The sequence below is a fragment of the Vibrio sp. B7 genome (assembly GCF_963888765.1).
Taxonomy (GTDB): domain Bacteria; phylum Pseudomonadota; class Gammaproteobacteria; order Enterobacterales; family Vibrionaceae; genus Vibrio; species Vibrio anguillarum.
In genome coordinates, this window is sequence record NZ_CAWPKR010000022.1 from 140,702 (window position 1) to 165,565 (window position 24,864).

Here is a 24,864-nt window from a genome sequence, read left to right on the forward strand (position 1 = left end):
TTCACACTGCGCCTTCTTTCAACAAAACCACGCCAGCATGAGTAACTAAAATGAGGGATTAAAGGCCAATTAGCCTTTTACTGCACCGGATGTTAAGCCGCTTATCATCTGTTTGGACGCAAAGAGATAGATAGTCACCAACGGCAATATAGAAATGGTGGTGCCAAGCATCACCGCACCCCAAGGCGTATTTGGAATGCCTTGCACGCTACGTAACGCCTGAGTAATGACGTAGTTTTCTGGCGATGTGAGCACCACTAACGGATTCATAAAGCTGTTCCAGAAAAAGACAAACTGTACAATCGCCAGTGTTGCCAACGCTGGTTTCATCAACGGCAAAACAACGCTCCAGTAAGTACGAAACTCTCCCGCGCCATCGAGTTTGGCCGCTTCTAATAACTCTTTAGGAATAGAGGCCATCACGTGTTGGCGCATTAGAAAAATCCCAAATGGAGTGGTGGTAAACGGCAGCCAAACCGCCATGTGGTTATCCATCAAACCCAGAAATTTCACGATCATAAAATAGGGGATCAAGCTCAAGACGGGTGGGATCATCATGGAAGCCACCAACATGCCAAATAGCGCGTTCTTACCTTTGAACTGAAACACAGCAAACGCGTAACCGCCCATACTGCAAAACAACAGTGAGATAGTGGTGCCTAAAAAGGCAATGTAGATAGAGTTAAACATCGCCTGCCAAAACGGCATAATCTGCAACAGCTTTGCATAGTTAATGGCTAAGCTATCCCCAATGGCAAAGCTGATGCCTGAACCGAAGATTTCCGTACGATCGCGCGTTGACAGCAGCGCCGACCACAAAAATGGGAAAACAGTGATCAACGCCGAGACAATCAATACAACCGCCAGTAGCGCCATCATTACTTTAGTGATGAGTTCAATGCTGCGATCACTGAGTTTTAAAGCGTGGATTGACATGCTATTACTCCCCCAACCCTTTTTTACCAAAGAAGAAAAACTGAATCGCAGTACAAGTTGCAATCAGCGCAAACAGCAGCCAAGAAATAGCGGATGCCGTGCCCATCTCTAGCCACTCCCAACCCACTTTGTAGAGATACATTGAGATGGTTAAGCCCGCTTGGCCTACGCCTCCGGTGCCGCGCGTTAATACAAACGGTTCTTCAAACAGTTGTAAGTTGCCAATGATCGTCATGGTGACGGCAAAGAAAACGAAAGGGCGAATCATCGGCAGTGAGATATTCCAAAAACGGCGAAAGGCGTTAGCGCCATCCATCCGCGCGGCCTCTAAAATTTCTTTGGGAATGGTCATTAAACCTGTGGTGTACAACACGATGTTAAAACCGGTGTATTTCCAAAAAACCATGATGGCAATCGAGGGTTTGATCATGTTGGCATCATCTAACCAACGGATAGGTTGATACTCATTAAGCCAAGAAAATGCCCAGCCAAAGACACTGCTATCAGCTAAAGCCATTAAGCTTTGGTTGATGATGCCCGAATTGGGTGAATACATATTGAAGAAGATGAGCGACGCCGCCACCGTTGAGGTAATGAATGGCAAAAAATAAGCGGATGTCAGCCAATGACGCAGCCGATCGCCCAATGAAACCAAAATATAGGCCACTGGAATAGCCACTAAATGTTGAGCGACGCCCGAGGTTATCGCCAACCACAATGTATTGCTTAATGAACGCCACAACCAAGGGTCGGTCAGTGCAACTTGGTAGTTATCAAATCCCACATAATTCATGGCGGCAACCCCTTCGACGGGGTTCCACGCATGAAAAGAGAGATAGACAGAAAACAGGAGAGGAAAAACTCCAAAAACAGAAAAAATAATCAAAAACGGCAATAGAAACCCGTACGGTGTAAGCGCTTTCAAACTCAGGTGAGAAAAAAAACGTCGACCCGATGGCGCTTGCACAGCGTTGCTCGTAACGTGATTCATAATAACGACCTCTTAGGCATAACATCATGCCTTCTATAACTTACGCTTAGTGAACCACCAGCACCGCTGGCGGTTCTTTTTAATGATGACCGTGCTATTGCATATTACGGGTACGACGCTGAATCAAACGTTCTGCATCTTTCAGTGCGGCTTTGATGTCTTTGCCTTCATCCAACACTTCCATCAGTGCATTTTCTAAGATGATAGAACGAGCCACATGGTCGCCTTTCGCAGGCGCGACTGGTTTGATGTTTTTTGCCACATTCGCAAACAACAAACGCGCTTTTTGACCACCTAGAAATTCAATTTCTTCATTGAACATTGGGTCATCGTAAGTCGTGACATTAGAGGGGAACGCGGCAATCGTTTCGAACGCTTTAAGCTGCACATCACGGTTGGTTGTCATGTACTCAATCAGCTTCCACGCTTCATCTTGATGTTTTGACTGAGTAGGGATTGAGAGAAATGAACCGCCCCAACTGCCGTAAATACCATCAGGAAGGTTTGATACGGCCCATTTGCCTGCTGTATCTGGCGCAATCCAGTTTTTCAGATGTCCGAGTAACCACGCACCAGAAAGCTGAGTGGCAAAAGTACCGTTACGGAAACCTTCATACCATTCGTTAGACCATGCCAAAATTCGGCCATCTAGCCCTTTTTCACGAATCGTTTTTGCCACTTCAAATGCATGTACAAAACGTTCGGAAGTGACGACTGAATTCCCCTTACTATCAAAATACAATCCTTCGCCGTCAGGAACCGTGGTAAAAATGATCGCTTGTGCTACATCAGCGGCGGATGCAATCAGCTGTACGTTTTGTTTCTTCAATATTTCACCGGCTTTGATGTAGGAGTCCCAATCTTTTATCGCTTGATTGATGTCAATCCCCGCCTTTTCAAACACATCGGTTCGGTAGTACATCACGCCAGGGCCAAGGTCGACAGGAATGCCATACATATTGCCATCACCACCCTTGCCTTGTGCCCAAGCATAAGGTGCGAAATGGTCTTGGAATTTGTCCGCGCCATATTTTTCGGACAAATTGACTAAGCCACCGGAGGCAACAAAGGGACCAATTTTCTCTACATCAACCACAATCACATCCCCCGCTCCGGATCCTGTGGCAAGGTTCGTCGTCAGCTTGGTGTGGTGGTCGCCGTGGTTATTCATTAAATAGTCAACCTTGATACCACTCTTTTGTTCAAAGTCCGGCAATAAGACTTTCAAACTGCTATCAAAGTCGGGGAAACCGTCTAAACGGATGGTGTGGTCGGCAGCATATGTAAGCGAAGAAAATCCTAAAGCCACGGCGCTTGATAGCACTAAGGTCTTAAATTTCATGATTCATCCTTAATATCTTTATTGTTAGGTTTATAGGGTGTTGAGTAAATTTTTGACGGAGTCTCGTATCACCAACGAAGGGGATAATTTGAAGTTCACGTCGCGTTTGTTTTTGTGCAGCTTTTGAATAACGAGCTGAACCGCTTCTAAGCTCATCTGTTCAAGAGGGAAATTCACGGTCGTTAACGCTGGGGTGAGGTAACGCGCGAATAAAATATCGTCAAATCCAACCAAGGATATGTGTTGTGGTATTTGCAACCCGACACGGCGCAACTCTTCAAATGCACCAAATGCCATATGATCGTTTGAAGCAAATACGGCGCTAAATTCACAGTGACGCATCAGTAATTTGCGCATCGCTTTGACGCCGGATTCTTCGGTAAAACCAGCTTCAGACACGAGCGCTTCTTCATAGTCAAGCCCAGCCTCTTCCAACGCTTTTCGGTAGCCTTGCAAACGGCCTCGCGCATCAGATTTATCCAATGGCCCAGTAATACAAGCAATTCGTTGATGACCCTGACTGAGTAAATACTGTGTTGCCAAAAAGCCACCTATCTCGTTATCAATGTCAATACAGCTGCTGGCCATTTCAGGAATAAAACGGTTCACTAGCACCAAATGAACCCCTTGTTGATCCAATTCAATCAAGTAGTCATCGGTTAGATGTTGAGTATGGAGAATTAATGCATCGACTCGGCGACCTAGCAGAAATTGCACCGACTCTTTTTGTCCTTGCTCTGTGTTCGAGCCTGCTGTCACGACGACGTGGTAGCCAAACTTACGCAATTGCTCTTCAATGTTGTGCAAAATGCTTGAATAAAAAGGGCCCCCTAATTCCGGTACTATGATGCCGATGCTTCCCGTACGGCTTGAGGCCAGTGCTTGAGCAATAGAATTGGGGCGGTAACCAAGATCTTTAATCGCCTTTTCGACTCTGAGTTTTTTATCGTGGCTAACACGGCTAGTTCCATTAATCACCCGCGACACCGTCGCTTGCGATACACCTGCATGATCAGACACATCTTTAATTGTCGCCACTCTCGCCTCACAACATTACTGACAAAACCAACAAGAAACCGCTTTCATGAGCTAGTATTCAAGATATCCCCTCGCTTTAGCGTGAGAGAAATCACATCGAACTAGGCACACAAATGACAATTATCTAAACATTGAAAGCCACAGCAGTTTCCCAGGCAGCCATGAAACTGTTTCATGGCAATCGGAAGAGAGAAAAAGATGGTGGCCGATTACCGTAAATAAAAAAGGGCCACTAATGTGGCCCGAAAGCGTAAGTGTATCGCTGGAGGTTAAAAACCACGGCAGGCATCGAGCGAGCCGTGAAAAAAGAATGGACAGTTAATGATCAAATATGGGGTTACCACCACGCTTCCCACATCGCGCCAATCGTTACCGTATCTGGGTTACTTGCGGCTTTAAATAGGCCGTCTTTGTCGATCACAGTTTCGTTATCGGCATCACCCAAAGTGGCATAGAAACGGAGCATTGGTCGAGCGCCTGCACCTTTACCAAACGAAATGTTCTGCGATAGTGTCACTTTCCAAGAAGAGTTGGTGGCGTCAATGTTGTCAAAATCTACAACATCATAGCCAGCTTCTAACCACGTTGAGTTGGTCTCATCCCAAAAATACATCGGGCGAACCAACACGTTGTAGTTAGTACGGTCATACTGTTTGTATGCACCATCTTCGTAGGCTTGATAAGCCGCTAGGTATTCGATCGCCGCATTGTCTCCCAGCGCCTTACTCCCATCAAAGCTCACCAACAACGCTGATTGATTCTCCGTTTTCCAAAAAACACTGTCTTTGGCGTTATCAGCATAACGCACCACCAAACGGTCATCCCCAAACTTCAATTCACCCGCCACTTGAAACGCGTTGAGTTTTTTGGCAGTTGGATCCGAATTGTCATCAAAGCCGTAGTTAGCATAAATGCTGAGATTGGTTGTATCAGAAAATTGAATGCCGTGGATTTTGGTGGTCAATGCGTAATTACCATCTGGATGATCGCTAGGAGAAGCCCCCGTTGCACTAACGACACTGGCGTCGAATTTAATGCCTCCTAGATTAAGGTTGTAGAAACCACCACCTTGCCCATCATGCGTCATCCAAAAATAGTCGTTCAAATTCGTTGAAATACGTTGGTGAAAGTCTCGACCAGCCCATACGTAAAGTTCAGGTTGGCTTTCAAAAATGTTGGTTCCGCCAGCGTAAGCTTTAGGCACACCCACCTCATCACCCCAATGGTTGAACATCACCACCACATCCCAAATAGCACCGCTGTCACTGACGAATCCTTTACCAAATTGAAACTCACCACCGTTACCTTCGTTACCTAAACGGCCTGTTGAGTTACCGTTTAAACGACCATTGGTTTCAACCAGTTTGACATCGCCATTTTGGTAGGCTGCGCCATAGCGAGCATAACCAGAAAATACGATACCCGCGGGAACGTTTATATCTGGTGTCAGCACCAGTGGTTGTTGATCTTGATCCAACACCTCAGGATTTGGCATTGGATCATTGGCAAAAGAAGGAGCAGAAGAGAGTACGGCAGCCACAGCTAGGGATAGAGGTAGAAGCTTATAATTTTTCATGTTAAGTCCTATTAATCACTTGGTTTGTTTTTGTTCTGTGGTCAGTTTAAAAAATGAAACAAGTGAAAATTAGGTGTCGCTTCACAGCGCGCTCGACTGCTTTTGGCGATGAAACTGAGGAAGAGCGTTATTGTTATTTTTTATTAACACCATCAATACATTAAACGCAAAATGATTCACAAAGCAGAAATGAAATCGGTTTCATTTCATAGAAATAGGACGAGTTCATCACGAGATTAACGCTCAAGTATTCACCAGACGGTTAGGTTTTTATGAAATATTTCATCAGTATGATGATTTTCATGTCATTGCACGAAACAACTCGATGGGGATGAACGTCGCTCTCTTCACGTATAGCTGTTAACATACTCAACGCACATAACGTACAAACCATTCTGAGCTTGTTTTTCACCGCACAGGCCACATATTAAAACCTCTACCCATATAGTTGAGCCGAGCAATGTCAAACACCACCCCGTTATCTCCACCTTCACTCACGCGCCAACTCTTGCAAATGACTTGGCCGATGATGTTTGGTGTGCTGTCCCTAATGAGCTTCCAACTGGTCGATAGTGCGTTTATCGGTCAACTTGGCGTGTTACCCCTTGCCGCGCAAGGGTTTACATTACCCATTCAGATGATCATTATTGGCCTTCAGGTTGGGCTTGGCATTGCGACCACAGCGGTGATTGCTCGCGCATTGGGTGCGAACCAAATTCGCTACGCGAAGCAGCTTGGAGGGTTAGTCGTCGCTATTGGCAGCATTGGGGTTGCTCTGTTTTCAGTGATTATCTATTTACTGCGTCATCCCATCTTAGCGCTACTCAGCGCTCCTGAATCTGTGTATCAGATCGTCGACAGCTACTGGATTTATTGGTTAATCAGTGCTTGGGTGGGCGCGGTGCTGTACTTTTTATACAGCCTGTGTCGAGCCAATGGTAATACTATGTTGCCGGGGACTATGATGATGGTCACCAGCATTTTAAACCTGATTTTAGACCCTATTTTTATCTTCACTTTTGATTTGGGTATTGAAGGCGCAGCGCTGGCGACCATTCTAGCCTTTGGGATTGGTGTATTCGTGGTTGCGCCCAAGGTGTCGAAAAGACACTGGATGCTGTTTGATTGGTCAGATTTGGATGTAGGGAAAAGTATTCACTCTATCAGCCATATCATGGGGCCGGCCATGATAAGCCAGCTTCTTCCACCGCTTTCTTCGATGCTGGCAACCAAACTATTGGCCAGTTTCGGCACCGCAGCTGTCGCGGCATGGGCGTTAGGATCTCGTTTTGAGTTTTTTGCGATGGTCGCAATATTGGCATTAACTATGTCGATGCCACCGATGGTGGGTCGTTTGCTTGGCGCAGGCCAATTACAAGACATTCGAAAATTGGTTCGTGTTGCGTGCCAATTTATTCTTGGGTTTCAGCTCATCATCGCCGTAGTGACCTATCTATTATCCGGCCACCTTGCAGCGCTGATGACCAGCGAACAAAGTGTCGAATCCATTTTGCACTGGCACTTAATGATCGTTCCAATCAGTTTAGGGCCGCTTGGTATCTGCATGTTAATGGTCTCGGTTTCTAATGCGTTGGCAAAATCATACACCGCCTTAACCATTTCCGCGCTGCGCCTGTTTGTGTTCTTCTTACCCTGTTTATGGGTTGGCGCTCAAATAGCGGCGCTGCATGGCCTGTTTATCGGGGCGTTGGTCGGTAACATCCTCGCAGGCCTTGCCGCGTGGGCGATGTACCAACGTGCACTTCGGCAAGTTGAGCAGCAGAAAAACCATTGAGTTTAGGTAACACAGAGCCCAAACGAGCAATCTAGTCTCAAAAATATGAATCTGGTCTATAGTTAACAAACGTTAAGTTGATGAATATTTTCGATAACTATGGACAACAAACCGGTTTTCGTAATTGCGGCGGAAGTGGCAGCAGAGCTAAACCAAAGCGTACTCATTGCAAAAAAATTACTGCTTGTCGCCAGCAATGCCAGAGCTCTGGCTCTGCGTGCGGGCGAAAGTGCCGCAGGTTTTCGGCCAATTACTGATTCGATTGATGATTTAGTCCGCGTCACGCTAGAGGCGTCGCACACCATCAACTTGAAGGCGCAGCGTATCAGCCAACTCGCAACCGCAAGGACTCGTGCACGCGCTGCGCTTGAACGTTTTGAAAATGTGTATATACAAGCGCATAACGCTCGGCATTTACACAGTTTGGATGTCGTACATCATCAAAACCAAGAGGAATATAGCAAACTCAGTCACAGTTTCTACTCTGAAGCTCAAAACCTGCACGAGTTATTGCAAACCTTGTACGACAACCTGCGCATTGCACAAATCATCTCGATCATGCTGAGCGTGGAAGCCTCTCAAGCAGATGAGCGATATCAAGCCCAACTGCAAAGCATTGCGAATAACGTCGCTGAACTGGCAAAAGAAATTCAAGCTCACGTCATGCTATCGCTCAAAACATTCTCGCTCTTTTCTCAGGTGAACTATGCAATCAAAAATACTATTTGAACGCGGCCATCATCGCTGGGTGATGTTTGCTCGCGATCCAAACAAACCAGAAAAAATCATTGATACCAACCAATATATGATAGTCAATCGTGATCAAGCGATATTGCTAGACCCCGGTGGCATTGAACTGTTTTCGGCGATGCTCGGTTGCGTCGTGAAAGAAGTGCCGATTGAACATATCAAGCATCTTTTTGCCTCTCACCAAGATCCAGATATCATCTCTTCCCTCGGTTTATGGGATAAAGCACTGCCCAGTGCAACATTACATTCACCTTGGTTGTGGGAAGGGTTTATCCGCCATTTTGGTATGGAGTCAATTCAATTCTCCCCCATCAAAGATGAAGGTGGAAAAGTGTCCTTATCAGGTCACGACCTGCACTTTATCCCAGCACATTACATGCACTCTTCTGGTAACTTTTCGGTTTACGACCCTGATGCAAAAATATTGATGTCTGGCGATATTGGTGCCGCGCTCGACAGCCCTAATGCCTCTTTTTTTGTAGAAGATTTTCAAAGCCATATTCCAAAAATGACTTATTTTCATCAACGTTGGATGCCATCTAACCGCGCCAAAAGTGATTGGATTGAGCGAGTCAGCCAGCTGGATATTGAGATGATGTGTCCGCAACATGGCGCTATTTTTCGGGGCGATGATGTTCAACGATTTTTGGAATGGCTAGATAAGCTGGAAGTTGGCGTAGCGATAAAAAAATAGCGATGTTAAGGCTCTCGATGAGAGCCTTACAAAAAGAACAAATTAAGCTTGAGTAATAGGTTCACGCTCGACCGTATCGGGCTGATGCTCTGCGACCCAGTAAAGCCAAATCATCACTAAGCACAGCACAAAGCAAAGACCAAACAGCCAGTTTGAATTGAGGTATCCAATCACCGCCCCCCCAACCAGTGGCGCAATCGCAAAACCTAACGAATAAAGCGCGGCGGCACCAAAGTAAGAACCACGCAAATGGGCGGGAGCCATGCGGTCTATTTGTACGTTTAAGGTTGGAAAAGCAATGACTTCGCCCATACTCAAAACAAAGCAAGCGAGCGCCCAACCAATCGGTAAATCTGCGGGGGTAAACAGAAAGCCGAGTTGCGCAAGCCCCATCAATAACATGCCGATCCGAGTTCGTACAAACAGCGGGACGTTTTCCAACCACTTCAACATTGGGAACTGGAAGATGATAATGGTCATGGTATTTACCAGCACTAACCCTGCGACAATTTGCGCTGCATCGGCGGCACTGGTGCGTACAATCACTTGTGGAATAGACGATTCTACCTGCCCATAGATGAACATCATGATGAAGTTCGCCACCATCAACTTCACAAAAATATTATCTTTACTGATCACTCTTAGCGTCGAAGAAAAATCAGGCAAACCAGAGCGATCGGGTTTGGTGTAGCGCCCTTTACGTTCAATACCGAGCAGCAGCCAAAAGCCAAACAATAAATACGTGCCGCCGGTAAAGAAAAAGAGTGTTTGTGGATGAGAAAGCCCAAACGTAATCCCAAGCAGTGGCCCAATGGCACCACCTAGATTGAGTAGGAAATAGCGGATGTTGAGCGCCAGCTCGCGATCTTTCAAATTCGGCAAGTTATCACCAATCACTGCTTTGCCCGGCGCTTCAATCATTGGTCGCATTAAACCAGTAAGGACGATAAGCACGTAAAACTGCCAGATTTGATCAGCCACACCAATGCCACTGTAGGCAAATGCAGCCATCACACTGCCAAGAACCATCACCCACTTGCGACCAAATTTGTCGGAAAGATACCCTGAATACAGCCCAGTAATTGCTCCTACAACAGCAGAGGTCGCCAGCATTCCACCCACTTCAATCGGCGATGCACCATAATCTTGGTAAAGAAACACGATCAAAAATGGCCATGCCATGAAAAAACTGGTACGAGCAATCAATGTTCCGGTTAATACCGTCCACACTGAAAAATTAAACCTTTTTACCCTTTCTAAACGAAATAAGCTTTCCTCTTTCGCCATAAAAACACTCCTTACTTTCAGCCACTTGACCATGCGTTCACACGATGAACATCACATTTCTAGTTCTTATTGGGTCAATATATGAAGATAATGTTAATAAAGATAGTGTTTTTTATACAGGGGGGATCGAATCATAAAAAAAAGCAGCTAACCCCAAAAAACCTAGTTATTTCGGATGGTTAGATATTCTTTGATTCATAAAAAAACCGCATAACCTTTCGAGTTATGCGGTTGAGACTAGGAAATAGTAGTCGATTTATAGTTTGAAGAAGGCGAGCTGCGCTTTTTGCTTCTCGGCCAATGGTAACGGCTCCATGCTGGGACTTTAGCAGAGGCAATAGCTGTTAGATCCGTGAAAAAATGACCACTCGATGAGTGGCCATTTACCGTGATTATAACTTGGTGATGCACTGTCCAATAAGGTTATTTTCTAAGCGCATTCAGTTTGGCTTGTGCTAAACCGAAGATGGTATCAACCGGGTAGCTGCCATCTTCTGTTGCTTCGCCTGCGGGTTTGCCAGTAAAGAGCTCAACCGCTTCAGTGACATGTTCAATAGCCCAGATATTGAACTCCCCTTTCTCGACCGCTTTAACAACGTCAGCGCGTAACATCAGATTGTGCATGTTTGAACGAGGAATGATGACACCTTGCTGGCTGGTGCGCCCTTTGATTGCACACACATCAAAGAAACCTTCAATTTTCTCATTCACACCGCCAATCGGCTGCGACTCACCAAATTGGTTCATCGAACCTGTGATCGCAATATCTTGGCGATTAGGCCGTTTAGAAAACGCAGACACAATCGCACAGAATTCGGCCATGCTGGCACTATCACCATCCACACCACCGTAAGATTGCTCAAATGTGATGGTCGTGGTGAGTGGTACGCGCGCCGTACGGCCAAATACCGATGAGAGATACGCGGATAAAATCATCACACCTTTAGAGTGGATGCTGCCACCCAGATCGACACTGCGCTCGATATCGATAATGTCACCATCGCCATAGGAAGTGGTGGCGGTAATACGGTTTGGCGCACCAAACATATGATCGCTGGTGCTCAATACCGACAGCGCATTCACCTGCCCGACCGCCATGCCTTGCGTTTGGATTAGCGTTGTACCGTTAACATACGACTCCATCACACTGTCTTGCAGGCGGCTCACACGCATCTCTTGGTTGCTGAGCGCCTCTTCGACATGATTCTGGCGGATCATGTTTGAATTTGCCTGCTTCGCCACATAGTTAGATTCGCGTAACAAATTGGCAATATGCGCCGAATGAAGTGACAGTTTGCCTTGATCGCCCGTTGTACGTGAACTGTGTTCAATGATGCGTGCAATCGCTTTACGGTCGCAATGCAGCATATTGTTGTCGTGCACTATGCTAGAAATAAAACGCGCGTAATGTAGCTCGGTATCGGGCGTACGTTTCATCTCATCTTCAAAATCGGCCGTTACTCGGAACAATTCGCTAAATTCAGGATCGTAATGAGTCAGCAGCTGATAGGTGTGGTAATCACCAAATAGGATGATTTTCACATTTAGCGGGATAGGCTCTGGGTCAAGTGAAACCGTCCCTGTTAGCGTGACCTCTTTTTCCAAAGAGGTAAAACTCATTTGGCGTGAACGCAGCGCGCGCTTTAAACCGTCCCAAACATAGGGCTGCTCAAGCACTTTCACCGCATCCATCAACAGCACACCACCATTGGCTTTATGTAAACTACCCGCTCGAATTAACGAAAAATCGGTAAATACTGTGCCTTTAAAAGTCGCCGTTTCGATATAACCAAATAGAGAGTGGTAGTTCGGGTTCTCTTCTACCACGATCGGTAGCTTGTCTGAAGGCTGGCTGACCAGCACATTGACTTTGTAGCGACGCGGCAGACGCTTATCTAAAGAAGCTGTCGCGACTTCGCCTTGCTCACTGTCTTCATCTAAGAAAATGTCCGCATTATCGACGATGTCTTTTTGTAACTCCGTGAGATACGTTTTGATGTCTGGGTAGCCAGAATAATCTTGCTTAAGCTGCTTAATAAAGTGGGTAATGACGCCAAGCGTTACTTCATCATTGAGCTTTTTGATCTTCTCACTGTAGGAATCTTCCCATTCTGTCAGTTGACGTACCATATTGCGTAGGCTGATTTCTAGCTCATCAATGGTATGGCTAAAGTGCTCTTGCTCTTTTTTAGACAAGGCGTCAAAGGACTCTTCGGTGTGCATCTCTTCACCGTTCATCGCAACAAATTGATAGTCGCCTTGAGTGGTGATGGTTAAGCTAATACCTTTATCTTTGGCTTCTTTACTGATGCTATCCAATTCACTTTGCTGTTTTTGTGCCATCTGATTTTTCAGTTTATCGGCACGAGCAAAGTAAATCTCGTTATCAAAAGCTAACGGGATCGCATTGACCAACTTATTCATTAACTTTTCAATGTCTTGCTTGAGTTTAACCCCAATACCCGAAGGTAACTTCAGCACTTTTGGGGTTCGAATATCGCTGAAATTGGCCACATAACACCAATCAAACAACGCCTCGACATCATGCTGATGGCGGTTTAAATAGCGCAAAATCATCGTACGCTTGCCCAACCCATTGCGGCCAATCGCGTAGATGTTGTAACCCTTCTCTTTGATCGACATTGCAAATTCGACCGCTTTTTGCGCCCGTTCTTGCCCCACAATCTCATCAACTGGGTCTAACTCCTTAGTTGATTTACAAGGGAGTTTTTCTAACTGGGCAACGTGGTAGAGCTGCTCTGCATTCAATCGTTGAATCGCCATCACTCCGCTCCTTAGCTTTTGGATTCTTGTTGTAGTTTGACCTAAGTGTAGAAGCAATTCATTTATATTTTAGCGAGTTACACCTTATTCGCGTTTAACCGAACAAATAATAAACAATCACCACACTTAAAATCGCAAATAACAATTATTTGCATTTGATAATAAATTGCATTTAAATAAGTGAACGCCGTCATTCTGGAGAATTGAGTATGGACTTACAACAGTGCTGGACAAGCTATCTCAAGGCTGAACAACTATTAGCGCAGGGGCATTGGCCACAAGCACACTGTTTGTTTGAAGATGTACTGCATCATATACCAAGCCATATTCAATCAGCGCTAAACTGCGAACATACAAAACCTTGCCAGTTGGTGTGCTTGATCTCTGGGCTATGTGATGCTGCTGTTTCTCAATCTGAAATTTTCAACCACTTGGGCCAGCATAAACAAGCCTTTGATGTCTTAAATCAATCTTATGCTCTGCTGCAGTTTACTGCGATTGAGCCCAACGCCTTGGTTAACCGCCTTGCCAACGTACTCACCAAACAAAGCGATGACTTGCTCAAACATATGGGTGCTTTTTGTTCAGCGCAGCGCAGTGCGACTTGGATGTTGGAGTTCGAACACGTACAAAAAGCGCACCACTACTTCAACCAACTCAAACGTTATAACCAAGTACAGGCTCAAGTTCCGTCGTCAAACTGTCATTGTTCAACTGAATAATCACCATAGAGTTACCATTCCGGATAAGACTGACCACCTAGCATCATTCACAGCCGCTATAAGTAACGTGCTGTGGTCAGGGGATGAGACTTAGGCAGAACCTAACCTCTCACCCTGAAAATGTGTCGAGATGGCATGAGAATTTAATCGATTGCGTTATCAATAGTTGATGTATGTCAAATTGTCGTAGACAATACGCACCCGAGTCTAGGGGCGATCCCTAGACTGCGTTCTGCACTTTTGGAGGAGCGCATTGGTTTTAACTATCGACATTATAGTTAGAGCCTATTTTCTATTTTTGCATGACGCTGCTACCGTTGGCGCATGCTAAATACCTCGTTTTTAAGGGAAAGATGATGGTAATACCTGAAAACAGCAGTATTGTGATTTTTGGTGCTTCAGGCGACTTAACCTATCGCAAGCTTATACCTGCTCTGTATCACTTGTTCGCCAGTGATCAACTGCCGAAATCCTTTGCTATTCTGGGTGTCAGCCGAACCCAATACAGCGATGAGTCATACCGTGAAAAATTAAAGCGCTCTCTTCAGGAAATGGAAAAGACCGTCCCAGATATTCTCGACGCCTTTTGCGAGCACTTGCATTATCAAGCGATCAACACTTCAGATGTTGCAGAATACGCGCAACTCGCCACGCGTCTTGACTCTTTGGCTGATCAATACCAATTCACGCAACGCAACACTCTGTTCTATCTCGCGACGCCGCCGAGCCTTTATGGCGTCATCCCGGCCAATCTCGCAGCGCATGGATTAAATAGCGAAGCGCAAGGTTGGAAGCGTTTGATCATCGAAAAACCGTTTGGTTATGACCTCGCATCGGCTCAAAGCCTTGATATCGAAATTCATCGCCATTTCCAAGAACACCAGATCTACCGTATCGACCATTATTTAGGCAAAGAGACGGTACAAAACCTGTTGGTTTTCCGTTTTGCTAACGGGATGTTCGAACCTTTGTGGAACCGCAATTTCATTGACTATGTCGAAATTACAGGCGCAGAATTTTTGGGCGTCGAAGAACGCGGTGGCTATTACGACGGTTCTGGTGCGGTGCGTGATATGTTCCAAAACCATTTACTGCAAGTGTTAGCTATGGTTAGCATGGAACCACCAGCCGCCATTAATGCCGATTCAATTCGTAACGAAGTCAATAAAGTGCTGCAAAGCCTGCAACCGCTTTCTGATGATGACCTACGCCACAACCTCGTACTGGGGCAATATACGGAATCGGAAGTTCGTGGCCAGTTTTTACCCAGTTACCGTGATGAACATGGTGTGGCAGCAGATTCGCGCACTGAAACCTATGTCGGTTTGAAAATGTTTATCAATAACTGGCGCTGGAATGGTGTGCCATTTTATGTGCGTTCAGGTAAACGTTTACCAACGCGCGTCACCGAAGTGGTCATTCACTTTAAGCGTACGCCACACCCTGTTTTTGGGCAAAATGCCCCTGAAAACAAGCTCATCATCCGCATTCAGCCCGATGAAGGCATTCAAATGAGCTTTGGTTTGAAGGAGCCGGGGGCGGGCTTTAAAGCCAAAGAAGTCTCTATGAACTTCCATTACACATCACTGGAAGAAACCAAGATGTTGACCGCTTATGAACGACTTCTTTTGGATGCGCTCAACGGTGATGCAACTTTATTTGCGCGTACCGATGCCGTAGAAGCGTGTTGGAAGTTCGTGCAACCTATTTTGGATTTTAAACAAGACCCTCAATCGCTGTTTGGCTATGCCTGTGGCACGTGGGGACCAAAAGAGTCCGATTTGCTGCTACACAATGATGGCCGCGCGTGGCGCTTCCCGTGTAAAAACTTGACCGATACGGATTACTGCGAATTATGATCAATCATAAAATTTTTCAAACCCCAGAACAGGTGGTTGAAACGCTCGCCAATGAAATGCAACGCTATAGCGAGCAAGGTCAGCCGGTTCATATCTCCCTTTCCGGTGGCAGCACACCCAAAATGCTGTTCAAATTATTGGCCAGTGAACCTTATGCACAGGCGATTACATGGCAAAACCTGCATTTCTGGTGGGGTGATGAACGCTGTGTTGCTCCTGACGATGCCGAAAGCAACTTTGGTGAAGCCAATACACTACTGTTTAGCCAAGTGAACATTCCACCTCAAAATATTCACCGTATTCGCGGCGAAGATGATCCACAAACCGAAGCTAAGCGCTTTGCCGATGAGATGGCAAAAGTCATTCCATCCGTCAACGGTACTCCTGTTTTTGATTGGATTTTGCTCGGTGTTGGCGCAGATGGCCATACGGCATCCCTGTTCCCTAATGTGACCGACTACGAGGATGAGAATTTATCTTTAGTGGCAACGCATCCGGAATCAGGCCAACTTCGTGTCTCTAAAACAGCGAAAGTGTTGGAAGCTGCAAAACGCATTAGTTACCTCGTTCTTGGCGCAGGTAAAGCCGAGATCGTACACGAAATTCACACCACGAAAGCCGAGGATCTTCCTTATCCGGCTGCCAAAGTTAAATCAACAACTGGCGAAACAGAGTGGTTTTTAGATTCAGATGCCGCAACAAAGATTGCGTGAAGGAGAGAAATAAATGAAAGGTGATATCGGTGTAATCGGCCTAGCAGTGATGGGCCAAAACCTTATCCTAAATATGAACGACCACGGTTTTAAAGTGGTAGCTCACAACCGTACCGCGGCAAAAGTCGATGAGTTCCTAGCAGGTCCAGCGAAAGACACCAATATTGTTGGTGCTTATTCACTGCAAGAGTTAGTCGACAAACTGGCGACACCTCGCAAAGTGATGCTGATGGTGCGTGCGGGCCAAGTCGTGGATGATTTCATCGACCAACTGGTTCCGCTACTCGATAAAGGCGACATCATTATCGATGGTGGTAACACGAACTTCCCAGACACCAACCGCCGTGTTGCAGCACTGCGTGAAAAAGGTATTCACTTTATCGGTACAGGCGTTTCTGGCGGCGAAGAAGGGGCACGTTTTGGCCCATCTATCATGCCAGGTGGCGCACCTGAAGCTTGGGAAGCCGTGAAGCCAATTTTCCAAGGTATCTCAGCAAAAACCGAAGCTGGTGAACCTTGCTGTGATTGGGTGGGTAACGACGGCGCGGGCCACTTCGTTAAAATGGTACACAACGGTATCGAATATGGCGATATGCAGCTAATTACCGAAGCTTATCAGTTTATGAAAGACGGCTTGGGTTTAAACCATGATGAAATGCAAAAAGTGTTTGCTGATTGGAACAAGACCGAGCTCGATAGCTACCTAGTGGAAATCACCGCTGATATCTTAGGCTACAAAGACGAAGATGGTGAAGCTCTGGTTGAGAAAATCCTCGATACTGCTGGCCAAAAAGGCACAGGTAAATGGACGGGCATTAACGCACTCGATATGGGTATTCCGCTGACGCTCATCACTGAGTCAGTTTTCTCTCGTTGCCTCTCAGCATTGAAAGATCAGCGCGTTGCTGCCGAAGCGCTGTTTGGTAAGAGCAATATGCAGATCGAAGGTGATAAACAAGAGTGGGTTGACGCACTTCGTCAAGCGCTACTTGCGTCTAAGATCATCTCTTACGCACAAGGCTTTATGCTAATGCGCCAAGCGTCTAACGAGAATGGTTGGAATCTTAACTACGGTAACGTGGCATTGATGTGGCGTGGTGGTTGTATCATCCGCTCCGCATTCCTGAGCAACATTCGTGATGCGTTCGAAGCTAACCCAGAAATCGCCTTCTTAGGTTCAGATGCCTACTTCAAGGGCATTTTGGATAACTGCCTAGCGGCTTGGCGTAAAGTAGCGGCCAAATCAATGGAAGTCGGCATTCCAATGCCATGTATGACCTCCGCGCTCACTTTCTTAGATGGCTACACCACCGCTCGCTTACCGGCTAATTTACTGCAAGCCCAACGTGATTACTTTGGTGCTCACACTTATGAGCGTACTGACCGTCCACGTGGTGAATTCTTCCACACAAACTGGACTGGTACAGGCGGAAATACGGCGTCTACCACTTACGACGTATAAAAAATTCGGCTTACGATGAAAAAAGGACTAGCTAAGCCCCTTCATCTACGCCTATAATTTGACCGTCATGGAGGATGTTAACTAGGTTAACATCCTCTATTTTTTTGTTTCCAAAACTACATGAGATCCAAAGATGACCATCAATAAGTTCTATGTACTTGTCCCACAGGCTGTGGAAGAAGACACTCATAGGGAAAATGAAGTTCAATCTGCTATGGAAGCTCAACGTCAGGCATTAGTGCAACAAGCGCAGAAACAAGGCGCAGTAGCATAATCCATAAGCAGAGTGTGGCAACACGCTCTGCTTATCACTCCTCTCTACCTCATCTATAGGCATATCGTTTGCCAATCATGATTCACGAAATACTCCTTTAAGTGATCAATCAAAGCTCTGACAGCGGGTGATAAATGACGCCGAGAAGGATATAAAGCGTAAATGTCCATTTTCTTCGGTTGCCAATGCGCTAACACCTGCTGTAAGTCCCCCCTTTCTAACGCACCCTTGGCTAGATAAGTCGGCTGTAAAGCAACGCCCATCCCATGGATAGCCGCATGTAACAAAGTGGTGGCTTCATTCGCAGTTAGCTGGCATGGCACCTCCACCGATTGATGCTTATCATCTTGTTTTAAATGCCAAATATGTCGCTCAAAGTTTTTGTATCCAAGACAACGATGCTGTGAGAGATCGCTTGGTGTGAGTATTGGCTCACAGCGCATTAGATACTCAGGAGAGGCAACCAATACAGAATCACATTGGGCGATAGGGCGCCCGATTAAAGAAGGATCGGGATCGGCCGCAATACGGATCGCTAAATCAATTCGCTCTGCAATCAAATCTGCGGTTTTATCCTGTACATCAATATCAATTTCGATATTTGGATGCGTATTCAAAAAAGGTTTAACGGCCGGGATCAGTTGAGAAAAGCCAAACGACATGCTGGTCGCAATCCGGATTTTTCCAGATAACGACTGTTGATCCATCAACTGATGTTCTAGTTGCTGCGCTTGCTCGACCCATAATTTTATCGCGTCTAGGCATTGAACTCCTGCTGATGTGAGCGATACTTTTCGTGTGGTTCGGTTCAATAACCGAGCTTGTAACCAAGTTTCCATGGTTTCAACATGCCGAGTCACCATAGGACGAGAAATATCCAGCCGTTCCGCTGTCGCCGTAAAACTTTGGGTAATCGCTATATCTAAAAAGACCTGAGCTGCTGTGAGTTTGTCCATGATTAGTTCTAATTAAGAAACAATGATGTCAATTATTAGCTATATATCCGAACAAGTCTAATTCGTATGATAGCTCCCGAACCGATAACATACTCTTTGGATAAATAATCATGAAAACACTGACTCTACTTACCGCAACCACACTCATCAGCAGCACCGCGTTTGCAGCACAACAACCTTTGACACTTGATGTCTACAATGCAGATGGCAATAGCTTCCATGTCAACTCCACTTTGGTTTATGGCGAAACAGAAGCGATGGTGGTTGACACTGGCTTTACTAAAGCCGACGCACTCCGTATTGCAGCAAAAGTACTCGACTCTGGCAAAAACTTAACCACGATTTTTATTAGCCAAGCTGACCCTGATTACTACTTTGGCGCTGAAGTACTGCATGACATGTTTCCACAAGCGAAAGTGCTGACGACTCCTGGCGTACGTGCAACGATTGCAGAAAAACTCGAAGGTAAACTGGCATTTTGGGCTCCAAAAATGGGGGCAAATGCCCCTGTAAAACCAGTACTACCAACAGCTTATAATGGCAAAACCTTAACCATTGATGGGCAAACTATTGAAATTCGCGATGCGGATGGAGCATTAGCGCATCGTCCTTATTTATGGATACCAGCCAATAAAGCGATTTTAGGTAACGTCGCGGTATACGGAAATGTTCATTTATGGATGGCCGATGCACAAAGTGATGCGAGCCGCCAAGCTTGGGCGCAACAACTTGATCAAATGAAAGCACTCAAACCAAACGTAGTGATCCCGGGGCATATGACTTCTGGCACAGCGCTTGATGCTTCTTCAATTGAATTTGCACAGCAATATCTTATGGATTTTGCTAAAGCCAAAGCAAACAGCAAAGACAGCGCTCAGTTAATTCAAACCATGCAAAACCTTTACCCTAATGCTGGCCTACCAATGGCTTTAGAAATTGGTGCCAAAGTTCATATGGGTGAGATGAAATGGTAAACGTCCACTATATTTTCGACCCAATGTGTGGCTGGTGTTACGGAGCAACCTCTCTGATTCAGCAGCTGAATGAAATGAGCGGAGTAAAACTGCACCTTCATCCGGGTGGAATGATCGAGCGATCGCCTCTTTCAGATGGTTTTCGCCAACATGTACTGCAAGCTGATCAGCGCATTGCTCAGCAAACAGGAGCCGTATTTGGGGAAGGTTACATCGCCAAAATCAAAAGTGGCGAAACCGTGATATTGGACTCATACGTTACTGCTCAAGCCATTATTGCAGTACAATTACTCGGTGTATCGCCAAGTGTTATGCTCAAAAGCATTCAACAAGCGCATTACCAGCAAGGTTTGCCTGTGGCCGATACTGACACATTGGCACTGTTAGCCCAATCGCTTGACCTAGAGCCAAATCAATGGCTACAAGCGATGGAGCAAGCCAAAGCTCAGTTACCAGAGCAGTTAGAGCAGACGCAAAGCTTAATGGCGCAATATCAGCTTTCTGGTTTTCCCTCGATTGTGTATGAAGCAGAGGAGCAATGGCGAACCGTATCTGTTAGCCATTTCTATAATCGACCGCAGCAATGGGCTGATTTCTGGAAAAAGATGACTCAGTAATTAGTGCCTCATCCCTCTCTTTAGTAAAGAGAGGGATTTTTCCATCTACTTGCTCATCATTTTGATGCTTTTACGCACCACTAAAGTCGGCTCTAATTGGACAATTTGCGGTTCGAGCGCTTCGTTTTCTAAACGGGCAAGTAAGGTGTCAACTGCCGCTTTACCTAAACGATATTTGGGTTGATGAATAGTGGTTAGAGCTGGCGACATAAAACGGGCGATGTGAATATCGTCATACCCCATCAGCGAAAGATCTTCAGGAATGCGGATCCCTTTTTCATTAGCTGCATTAATCACACCCATTGCCATCATGTCATTAGAAACAAAAATCGCACTCGGCAATGGCCCTTTAGCTAACATTTTATTGAACGCTTCGTAGCCACCTTCACATTCAAAATCGGATTCCACAATCCAATTAGGGTGAATGTCCAAACCTGCTTCCAAGACAGCGCGCTTATAGCCTTCATAACGCATTTGAGCTTGATGTCGAATCAATGGCCCGGTAATGCAACCGATTTCTTTATGACCGCACTCAATCAAATAGTTCGCCGCAATATAACCACCACGCAAAGAGTTATCTTGTATTTTATCGCTAGGAAAGAGCATTGGGCCCCAATCCATCACCACGACAGGGATATCTGGGTAGCGTTCAAAAACGTCAATCCGCTCACCTTCTAAGGTGGAGCACATCAAAAGTAAGCCATCAACGCGCTTTTGCAGCAGCGTGTTGATAGAGGCTTGCATCCGCTGGCTATCCCCTTCGGTATTACACAAAATAAGGTTATAACCTTTGTGGTAGCAACTGCGCTCTACCCCTTTGACCACTTCGCCAAAAAAGGGGTTAGTCGAAGTGGTCACTAACATACCAATGGTGCGCGTTCGGTTCATTTTGAGACTGCGAGCCAATGCTGACGGGGCATAGTTCAGATCTTGCGCGGCTTTATTGACACGCTCAGCGATTTCATCGCTCACATAGCGAGATTTATTAATGACATGGCTGACGGTAGACGTGGATACGCCGGCTAATCTTGCAATATCTTTCATTGTCGCCATGTCTGTTTTTCCTATTCTATTGATGCTGAGCGAGAAACGCGTCCACTTCTACTCGGGTGGGTATTGAGGTTTGCGCGCCAAAACGGGTAACAGAAATGGCTGCCGCAGCATGTGCAAATTTAATGGCTGATTCTAAAGGCATATCTTCCAACAAACCCGTGACCAAAGCACCGTTAAACGTATCACCTGCCGCGGTGGTGTCTGTCACATCGACTTTAAAACCAGCAATCAGTTGACCACGCCCATTTTGGCTTAGCCAAACGCCTTTTGCACCTAAGGTGATCAAGACGATTTCAATCCCTTTTTTATGCAGTTCATTGGCCGCCAATTGCGCCGTGTGATCATCATCAACCGTGATCCCCGTTAAGCGCTGCGCTTCCGTTTCGTTTGGTGTGATCACATCGACACATTCTAGCAGAGTATCAGGCAGATCTCGGGCAGGCGCTGGGTTTAAAATCACATTGGTACGATTTTGTTTGGCGATTTGCGCAGCTTTAATAATGCCATCGATTGGCGTTTCTAATTGCATCAATAAATATTTGGCCGCACCAATGGCGGCTAAATCCGCTTCAATGGCATCAGCCGTCAGCTTGTCATTCGCCTCTGCCGAAATACAGATGCTGTTTTCTCCGCTGTCCGAGACTTGGATCATCGCAATGCCCGTCGGACAATTGGGCTGCATTTTAACTCCCGCAATGTTGATACCATCGAGCTTAAAATTCTCACGAATATTGATACCGAATGCGTCGTCACCCACGCAGGCAATAAAACCAATGTCCGCTTTTAATCGCGCGGCCGCTACAGCTTGGTTGGCCCCTTTACCACCGGGAATAACTTGATAATGACGACCATGCAGCGTCTCGCCCGGGCGAGGAAATGAAGGCACTTGCAAAACATGGTCAGCGTTAACACTACCTAATACCACTAACTGATTCATAATTTGTCCTTTGTTCATGAGTGAACATGTTTGAAATAGAGCTGGAGAGGTTTGGCTTTTGTGGCTTCACCTGAAAAAACAAACCTATCGAGCCTGATTACTGGTTATTAATGGCTGAGGGGTTATAGAGAAGAGGTAGCTCTCTACGAGCCAGTAAAGAGCTACCTACAGCAAAGATTATTTGCTGATGATTTTTAGAGGAACCGGAATGTACTCATCCACTTGTTCGCCTTTTAGCATTTTATCGGCCGTTTCAATGCCAAGTGCACCGATCATGTCTGGTTGTTGAGCAACAGTCGCAGCAAGTTGGCCGCGTTCTACCGCCGCGATACCATCGTCGGTACCATCAAAACCGATGATCATCACCTCTTTGCCTGATGCTTGAACGGCGCGAAGTGCACCCAATGCCATTTCATCATTTTGGGCAAATACGGCTTGAACATCTGGGTTTGCCGCTAGCAGGTTTTCCATTACATTCAAACCTTTAGTGCGGTCAAAATCAGCAGGCTGGCTAGCAAGCAGTTCCATTTCACTGCCTTTCACCGCGTTCATGAAACCTTCTCCACGCTCACGAGCGGCCGATGTGCCGGCAATCCCTTCCAGTTGAATGACTTTGGCTTTTGCACCGATTTTTTCGACGATAAAGTGACCGGCCATTTCACCACCGACTACGTTATCAGAAGCGATGTGGCTCACAACATCACCACGGCTTGCACCGCGATCCAGTGTCAGCACTGGCACTTTAGCGCGGTTGGCCATACGAATGGCGTTAGAGACGGCATCAGAATCGGTTGGGTTGATCAAAATCGCTTTAACGCCACGAACGGTTAAGTCTTCTACGTTTGATAGCTCTTTGCTTGGATCATTTTGTGAATCCAAGACGATCAGGTTGTAGCCTAGCTCTTTCGCTTTCGCTTCTGCGCCATCTTTCATGGTGACAAAAAATGGGTTGTTCAGAGTGGATAGTACAATCGCCATGGTGTCTTGCGCATGCGCAGCCACAGAGACAGTGGTGGAAAGTAGAGCAGCAGAGATTAAAGTTGCAAGTTTTTTCATCTTTATAGTCCTTTTTGTAGGGGCCGTTTTAAAGCTAATATGGCTCGCTTTAAAACGGAGGTTTTCTATCGTGTTACTTATTTTTGTTATCCACGAGTACCGCGAGCAAAATAACCACGGCTTTCGCAATCATTTGGTAGTAAGAAGAGACATCAAGCAGGTTCAGCGCGTTATTAAGAAAGCCGATGATCAGCGCCCCAATTAACGTGCCCATAATGCGTCCTTTACCACCCATCAAGCTGGTACCACCAAGTACGACGGCAGCGATGGCATCCAGCTCATAACCCATACCAGCAGTCGGTTGCGCAGAAGAGAGGCGAGACGTGACGATGATGCCAGCCAGCGCAGCCAATAGACCGCAGATGGCGTACACACCAATTTTCACGCGATCCACATTAATGCCTGACAATCGCGTCGCAGACTCATTGCCACCTAGCGCGTAAACATAGCGGCCAAAACGTGTATGGTTGAGTAAGTACCAAACCGCAGCAAAGACCACCACCATCATCCACACCGGAACGGGAATACCCAACGCGTAACCTGTACCAAACCAAGCAAAAGCATCTGCAGTATCGGTAAAACCTGTCGAAATTGGACGCCCATCGGTATAAACCATGGTCACACCACGCAGTAAGGTCATAGTGACTAAGGTGGCAATAAACGCCTGCACTTTACCTTTGGCGATAATGATGCCGCTAATCGCACCCAGTGCCGCGCCAGCAAGTAACGCTGTAGGGACTGCGATAATGACAGGAATCTCAAGACCAATCATGGTTGCAGCAAAAGCGCCGCACAACGCCAGTACCGAGCCAACACTCAAATCGATACCTGCCGTTAGAATAACCAAGGTCATCCCCACAGCGATAATGGCGTTGACTGAGGTTTGGCGCAAAATGTTCAGTATGTTGTCAACCGTGAAGAAATTGGGGTTTAAAAAAGAGACAACGACCACTAAAAAAAGCAAAGCAATCAGTGATTTTTGCTCAATGAGCCACTCTTTACTGATCCATTTTCTGCGGTTAGTTTGGGTTGAATTACTCATGCTGTT

Annotated in this window: 22 protein-coding genes; 10 read left to right on the top strand and 12 right to left on the bottom strand. The window is 46.1% G+C overall.

Translation table 11 applies throughout. The annotated features are described in order from the left end of the window. Positions 1–69: 69 nt before the first annotated feature. The 5 genes from AACV32_RS08570 to AACV32_RS08590 form a co-directional block, all read right to left on the bottom strand. Positions 70–936 carry a carbohydrate ABC transporter permease gene (locus AACV32_RS08570; protein WP_017044900.1) on the bottom strand — a complete coding sequence of 289 codons (867 nt, stop codon included), beginning with the start codon at positions 934–936 and terminating at the stop codon, positions 70–72. Between the two features lie 4 nt (positions 937–940). Further along, the gene (locus AACV32_RS08575) at positions 941–1,927 is read right to left on the bottom strand and encodes a carbohydrate ABC transporter permease (protein WP_013868154.1); all 987 of its coding nucleotides are present in this window, start codon (positions 1,925–1,927) and stop codon (positions 941–943) included. A 94-nt stretch (positions 1,928–2,021) separates the two neighbouring features. Continuing rightward, positions 2,022–3,269, bottom strand: a complete 1,248-nt coding sequence (locus AACV32_RS08580; RefSeq protein WP_094132777.1) for an extracellular solute-binding protein — start codon at positions 3,267–3,269, stop codon at positions 2,022–2,024. A 30-nt stretch (positions 3,270–3,299) separates the two neighbouring features. Beyond that, positions 3,300–4,307, bottom strand: a complete 1,008-nt coding sequence (locus AACV32_RS08585) for a LacI family DNA-binding transcriptional regulator (protein ID WP_017050242.1) — start codon at positions 4,305–4,307, stop codon at positions 3,300–3,302. Between the two features lie 337 nt (positions 4,308–4,644). Next, complete coding sequence (locus tag AACV32_RS08590; protein ID WP_017044902.1) at positions 4,645–5,883, bottom strand: carbohydrate porin; 1,239 nt, start codon at positions 5,881–5,883, stop codon at positions 4,645–4,647. Between the two features lie 460 nt (positions 5,884–6,343). Between AACV32_RS08590 and AACV32_RS08595 the strand changes: the two genes are divergently transcribed. The 3 genes from AACV32_RS08595 (at position 6,344) to AACV32_RS08605 (ending at position 9,122) form a co-directional block, all read left to right on the top strand. Beyond that, positions 6,344–7,678, top strand: a complete 1,335-nt coding sequence (locus tag AACV32_RS08595) for an MATE family efflux transporter (protein WP_170894912.1) — start codon at positions 6,344–6,346, stop codon at positions 7,676–7,678. 99 nt (positions 7,679–7,777) lie between these two features. Next, positions 7,778–8,407 (top strand): hypothetical protein, encoded by a 630-nt coding sequence (locus AACV32_RS08600; protein ID WP_017043842.1) that lies wholly within the window; start codon positions 7,778–7,780, stop codon positions 8,405–8,407. Beyond that, positions 8,385–9,122 (top strand): MBL fold metallo-hydrolase, encoded by a 738-nt coding sequence (locus AACV32_RS08605; protein ID WP_013868161.1) that lies wholly within the window; start codon positions 8,385–8,387, stop codon positions 9,120–9,122. The genes AACV32_RS08600 and AACV32_RS08605 overlap by 23 nt, the downstream gene beginning before the upstream one ends. Before the next feature lie 42 nt (positions 9,123–9,164). Here AACV32_RS08605 and AACV32_RS08610 read toward each other — a convergent pair whose 3' ends face one another. Together AACV32_RS08610 and AACV32_RS08615 are read right to left on the bottom strand one after the other, a co-directional pair. Then, on the bottom strand, positions 9,165–10,409 hold the full coding sequence (locus AACV32_RS08610) for an MDR family MFS transporter (protein WP_170894913.1): 1,245 nt from the start codon (positions 10,407–10,409) through the stop codon (positions 9,165–9,167). Between the two features lie 423 nt (positions 10,410–10,832). After that, positions 10,833–13,193 (bottom strand): Lon protease family protein, encoded by a 2,361-nt coding sequence (locus AACV32_RS08615; RefSeq protein ID WP_026027596.1) that lies wholly within the window; start codon positions 13,191–13,193, stop codon positions 10,833–10,835. A gap of 209 nt (positions 13,194–13,402) precedes the next feature. On the opposite strand from AACV32_RS08615, the gene AACV32_RS08620 reads away from it, so the two are divergent. The 5 genes from AACV32_RS08620 (at position 13,403) to AACV32_RS08640 (ending at position 18,223) form a co-directional block, all read left to right on the top strand. Beyond that, positions 13,403–13,915: a hypothetical protein gene (locus AACV32_RS08620; protein ID WP_170894914.1), complete on the top strand. Its 513-nt coding sequence runs from the start codon at positions 13,403–13,405 to the stop codon at positions 13,913–13,915. 356 nt (positions 13,916–14,271) lie between these two features. Next, positions 14,272–15,774 (top strand): glucose-6-phosphate dehydrogenase, encoded by a 1,503-nt coding sequence (gene zwf, locus AACV32_RS08625; RefSeq protein ID WP_026027598.1) that lies wholly within the window; start codon positions 14,272–14,274, stop codon positions 15,772–15,774. After that, positions 15,771–16,487, top strand: coding sequence for a 6-phosphogluconolactonase (gene pgl, locus AACV32_RS08630; RefSeq protein WP_017044906.1), 717 nt, complete (start codon positions 15,771–15,773; stop codon positions 16,485–16,487). The genes zwf and pgl overlap by 4 nt, the downstream gene beginning before the upstream one ends. 13 nt (positions 16,488–16,500) lie before the next feature. Beyond that, positions 16,501–17,949 (top strand): decarboxylating NADP(+)-dependent phosphogluconate dehydrogenase, encoded by a 1,449-nt coding sequence (gene gnd / locus AACV32_RS08635; RefSeq protein ID WP_017044907.1) that lies wholly within the window; start codon positions 16,501–16,503, stop codon positions 17,947–17,949. A gap of 133 nt (positions 17,950–18,082) precedes the next feature. Further along, on the top strand, positions 18,083–18,223 hold the full coding sequence (locus AACV32_RS08640; protein WP_017050239.1) for a hypothetical protein: 141 nt from the start codon (positions 18,083–18,085) through the stop codon (positions 18,221–18,223). 53 nt (positions 18,224–18,276) lie between these two features. Here AACV32_RS08640 and AACV32_RS08645 read toward each other — a convergent pair whose 3' ends face one another. Further along, positions 18,277–19,179 carry a LysR family transcriptional regulator gene (locus AACV32_RS08645; protein ID WP_017050238.1) on the bottom strand — a complete coding sequence of 301 codons (903 nt, stop codon included), beginning with the start codon at positions 19,177–19,179 and terminating at the stop codon, positions 18,277–18,279. Between the two features lie 110 nt (positions 19,180–19,289). Here AACV32_RS08645 and AACV32_RS08650 point away from each other — a divergent pair, with 110 nt between their 5' ends. Together AACV32_RS08650 and AACV32_RS08655 are read left to right on the top strand one after the other, a co-directional pair. Beyond that, entirely contained in the window at positions 19,290–20,153 is an 864-nt protein-coding gene (locus tag AACV32_RS08650; protein ID WP_010320539.1) for an MBL fold metallo-hydrolase, read from the top strand. Beyond that, positions 20,147–20,770 carry a DsbA family protein gene (locus tag AACV32_RS08655; RefSeq protein WP_170894915.1) on the top strand — a complete coding sequence of 208 codons (624 nt, stop codon included), beginning with the start codon at positions 20,147–20,149 and terminating at the stop codon, positions 20,768–20,770. The genes AACV32_RS08650 and AACV32_RS08655 overlap by 7 nt, the downstream gene beginning before the upstream one ends. A gap of 45 nt (positions 20,771–20,815) precedes the next feature. Here the strand turns inward: AACV32_RS08655 and AACV32_RS08660 are convergent, their stop codons facing one another. The 4 genes from AACV32_RS08660 to rbsC all read right to left on the bottom strand — a co-directional run bounded on the left by AACV32_RS08660 (position 20,816) and on the right by rbsC (position 24,858). After that, positions 20,816–21,823, bottom strand: coding sequence for a substrate-binding domain-containing protein (locus tag AACV32_RS08660; protein WP_017050235.1), 1,008 nt, complete (start codon positions 21,821–21,823; stop codon positions 20,816–20,818). Between the two features lie 16 nt (positions 21,824–21,839). After that, a complete protein-coding gene (rbsK, locus tag AACV32_RS08665; RefSeq protein ID WP_026027599.1) occupies positions 21,840–22,760 on the bottom strand; it encodes a ribokinase in 921 nt (306 codons plus the stop codon). Between the two features lie 177 nt (positions 22,761–22,937). Then, positions 22,938–23,816 carry a ribose ABC transporter substrate-binding protein RbsB gene (gene rbsB, locus AACV32_RS08670; RefSeq protein ID WP_010320543.1) on the bottom strand — a complete coding sequence of 293 codons (879 nt, stop codon included), beginning with the start codon at positions 23,814–23,816 and terminating at the stop codon, positions 22,938–22,940. 73 nt (positions 23,817–23,889) lie between these two features. Then, positions 23,890–24,858, bottom strand: a complete 969-nt coding sequence (rbsC, locus tag AACV32_RS08675) for a ribose ABC transporter permease (RefSeq protein ID WP_010320544.1) — start codon at positions 24,856–24,858, stop codon at positions 23,890–23,892. Positions 24,859–24,864 lie beyond the last annotated feature (6 nt).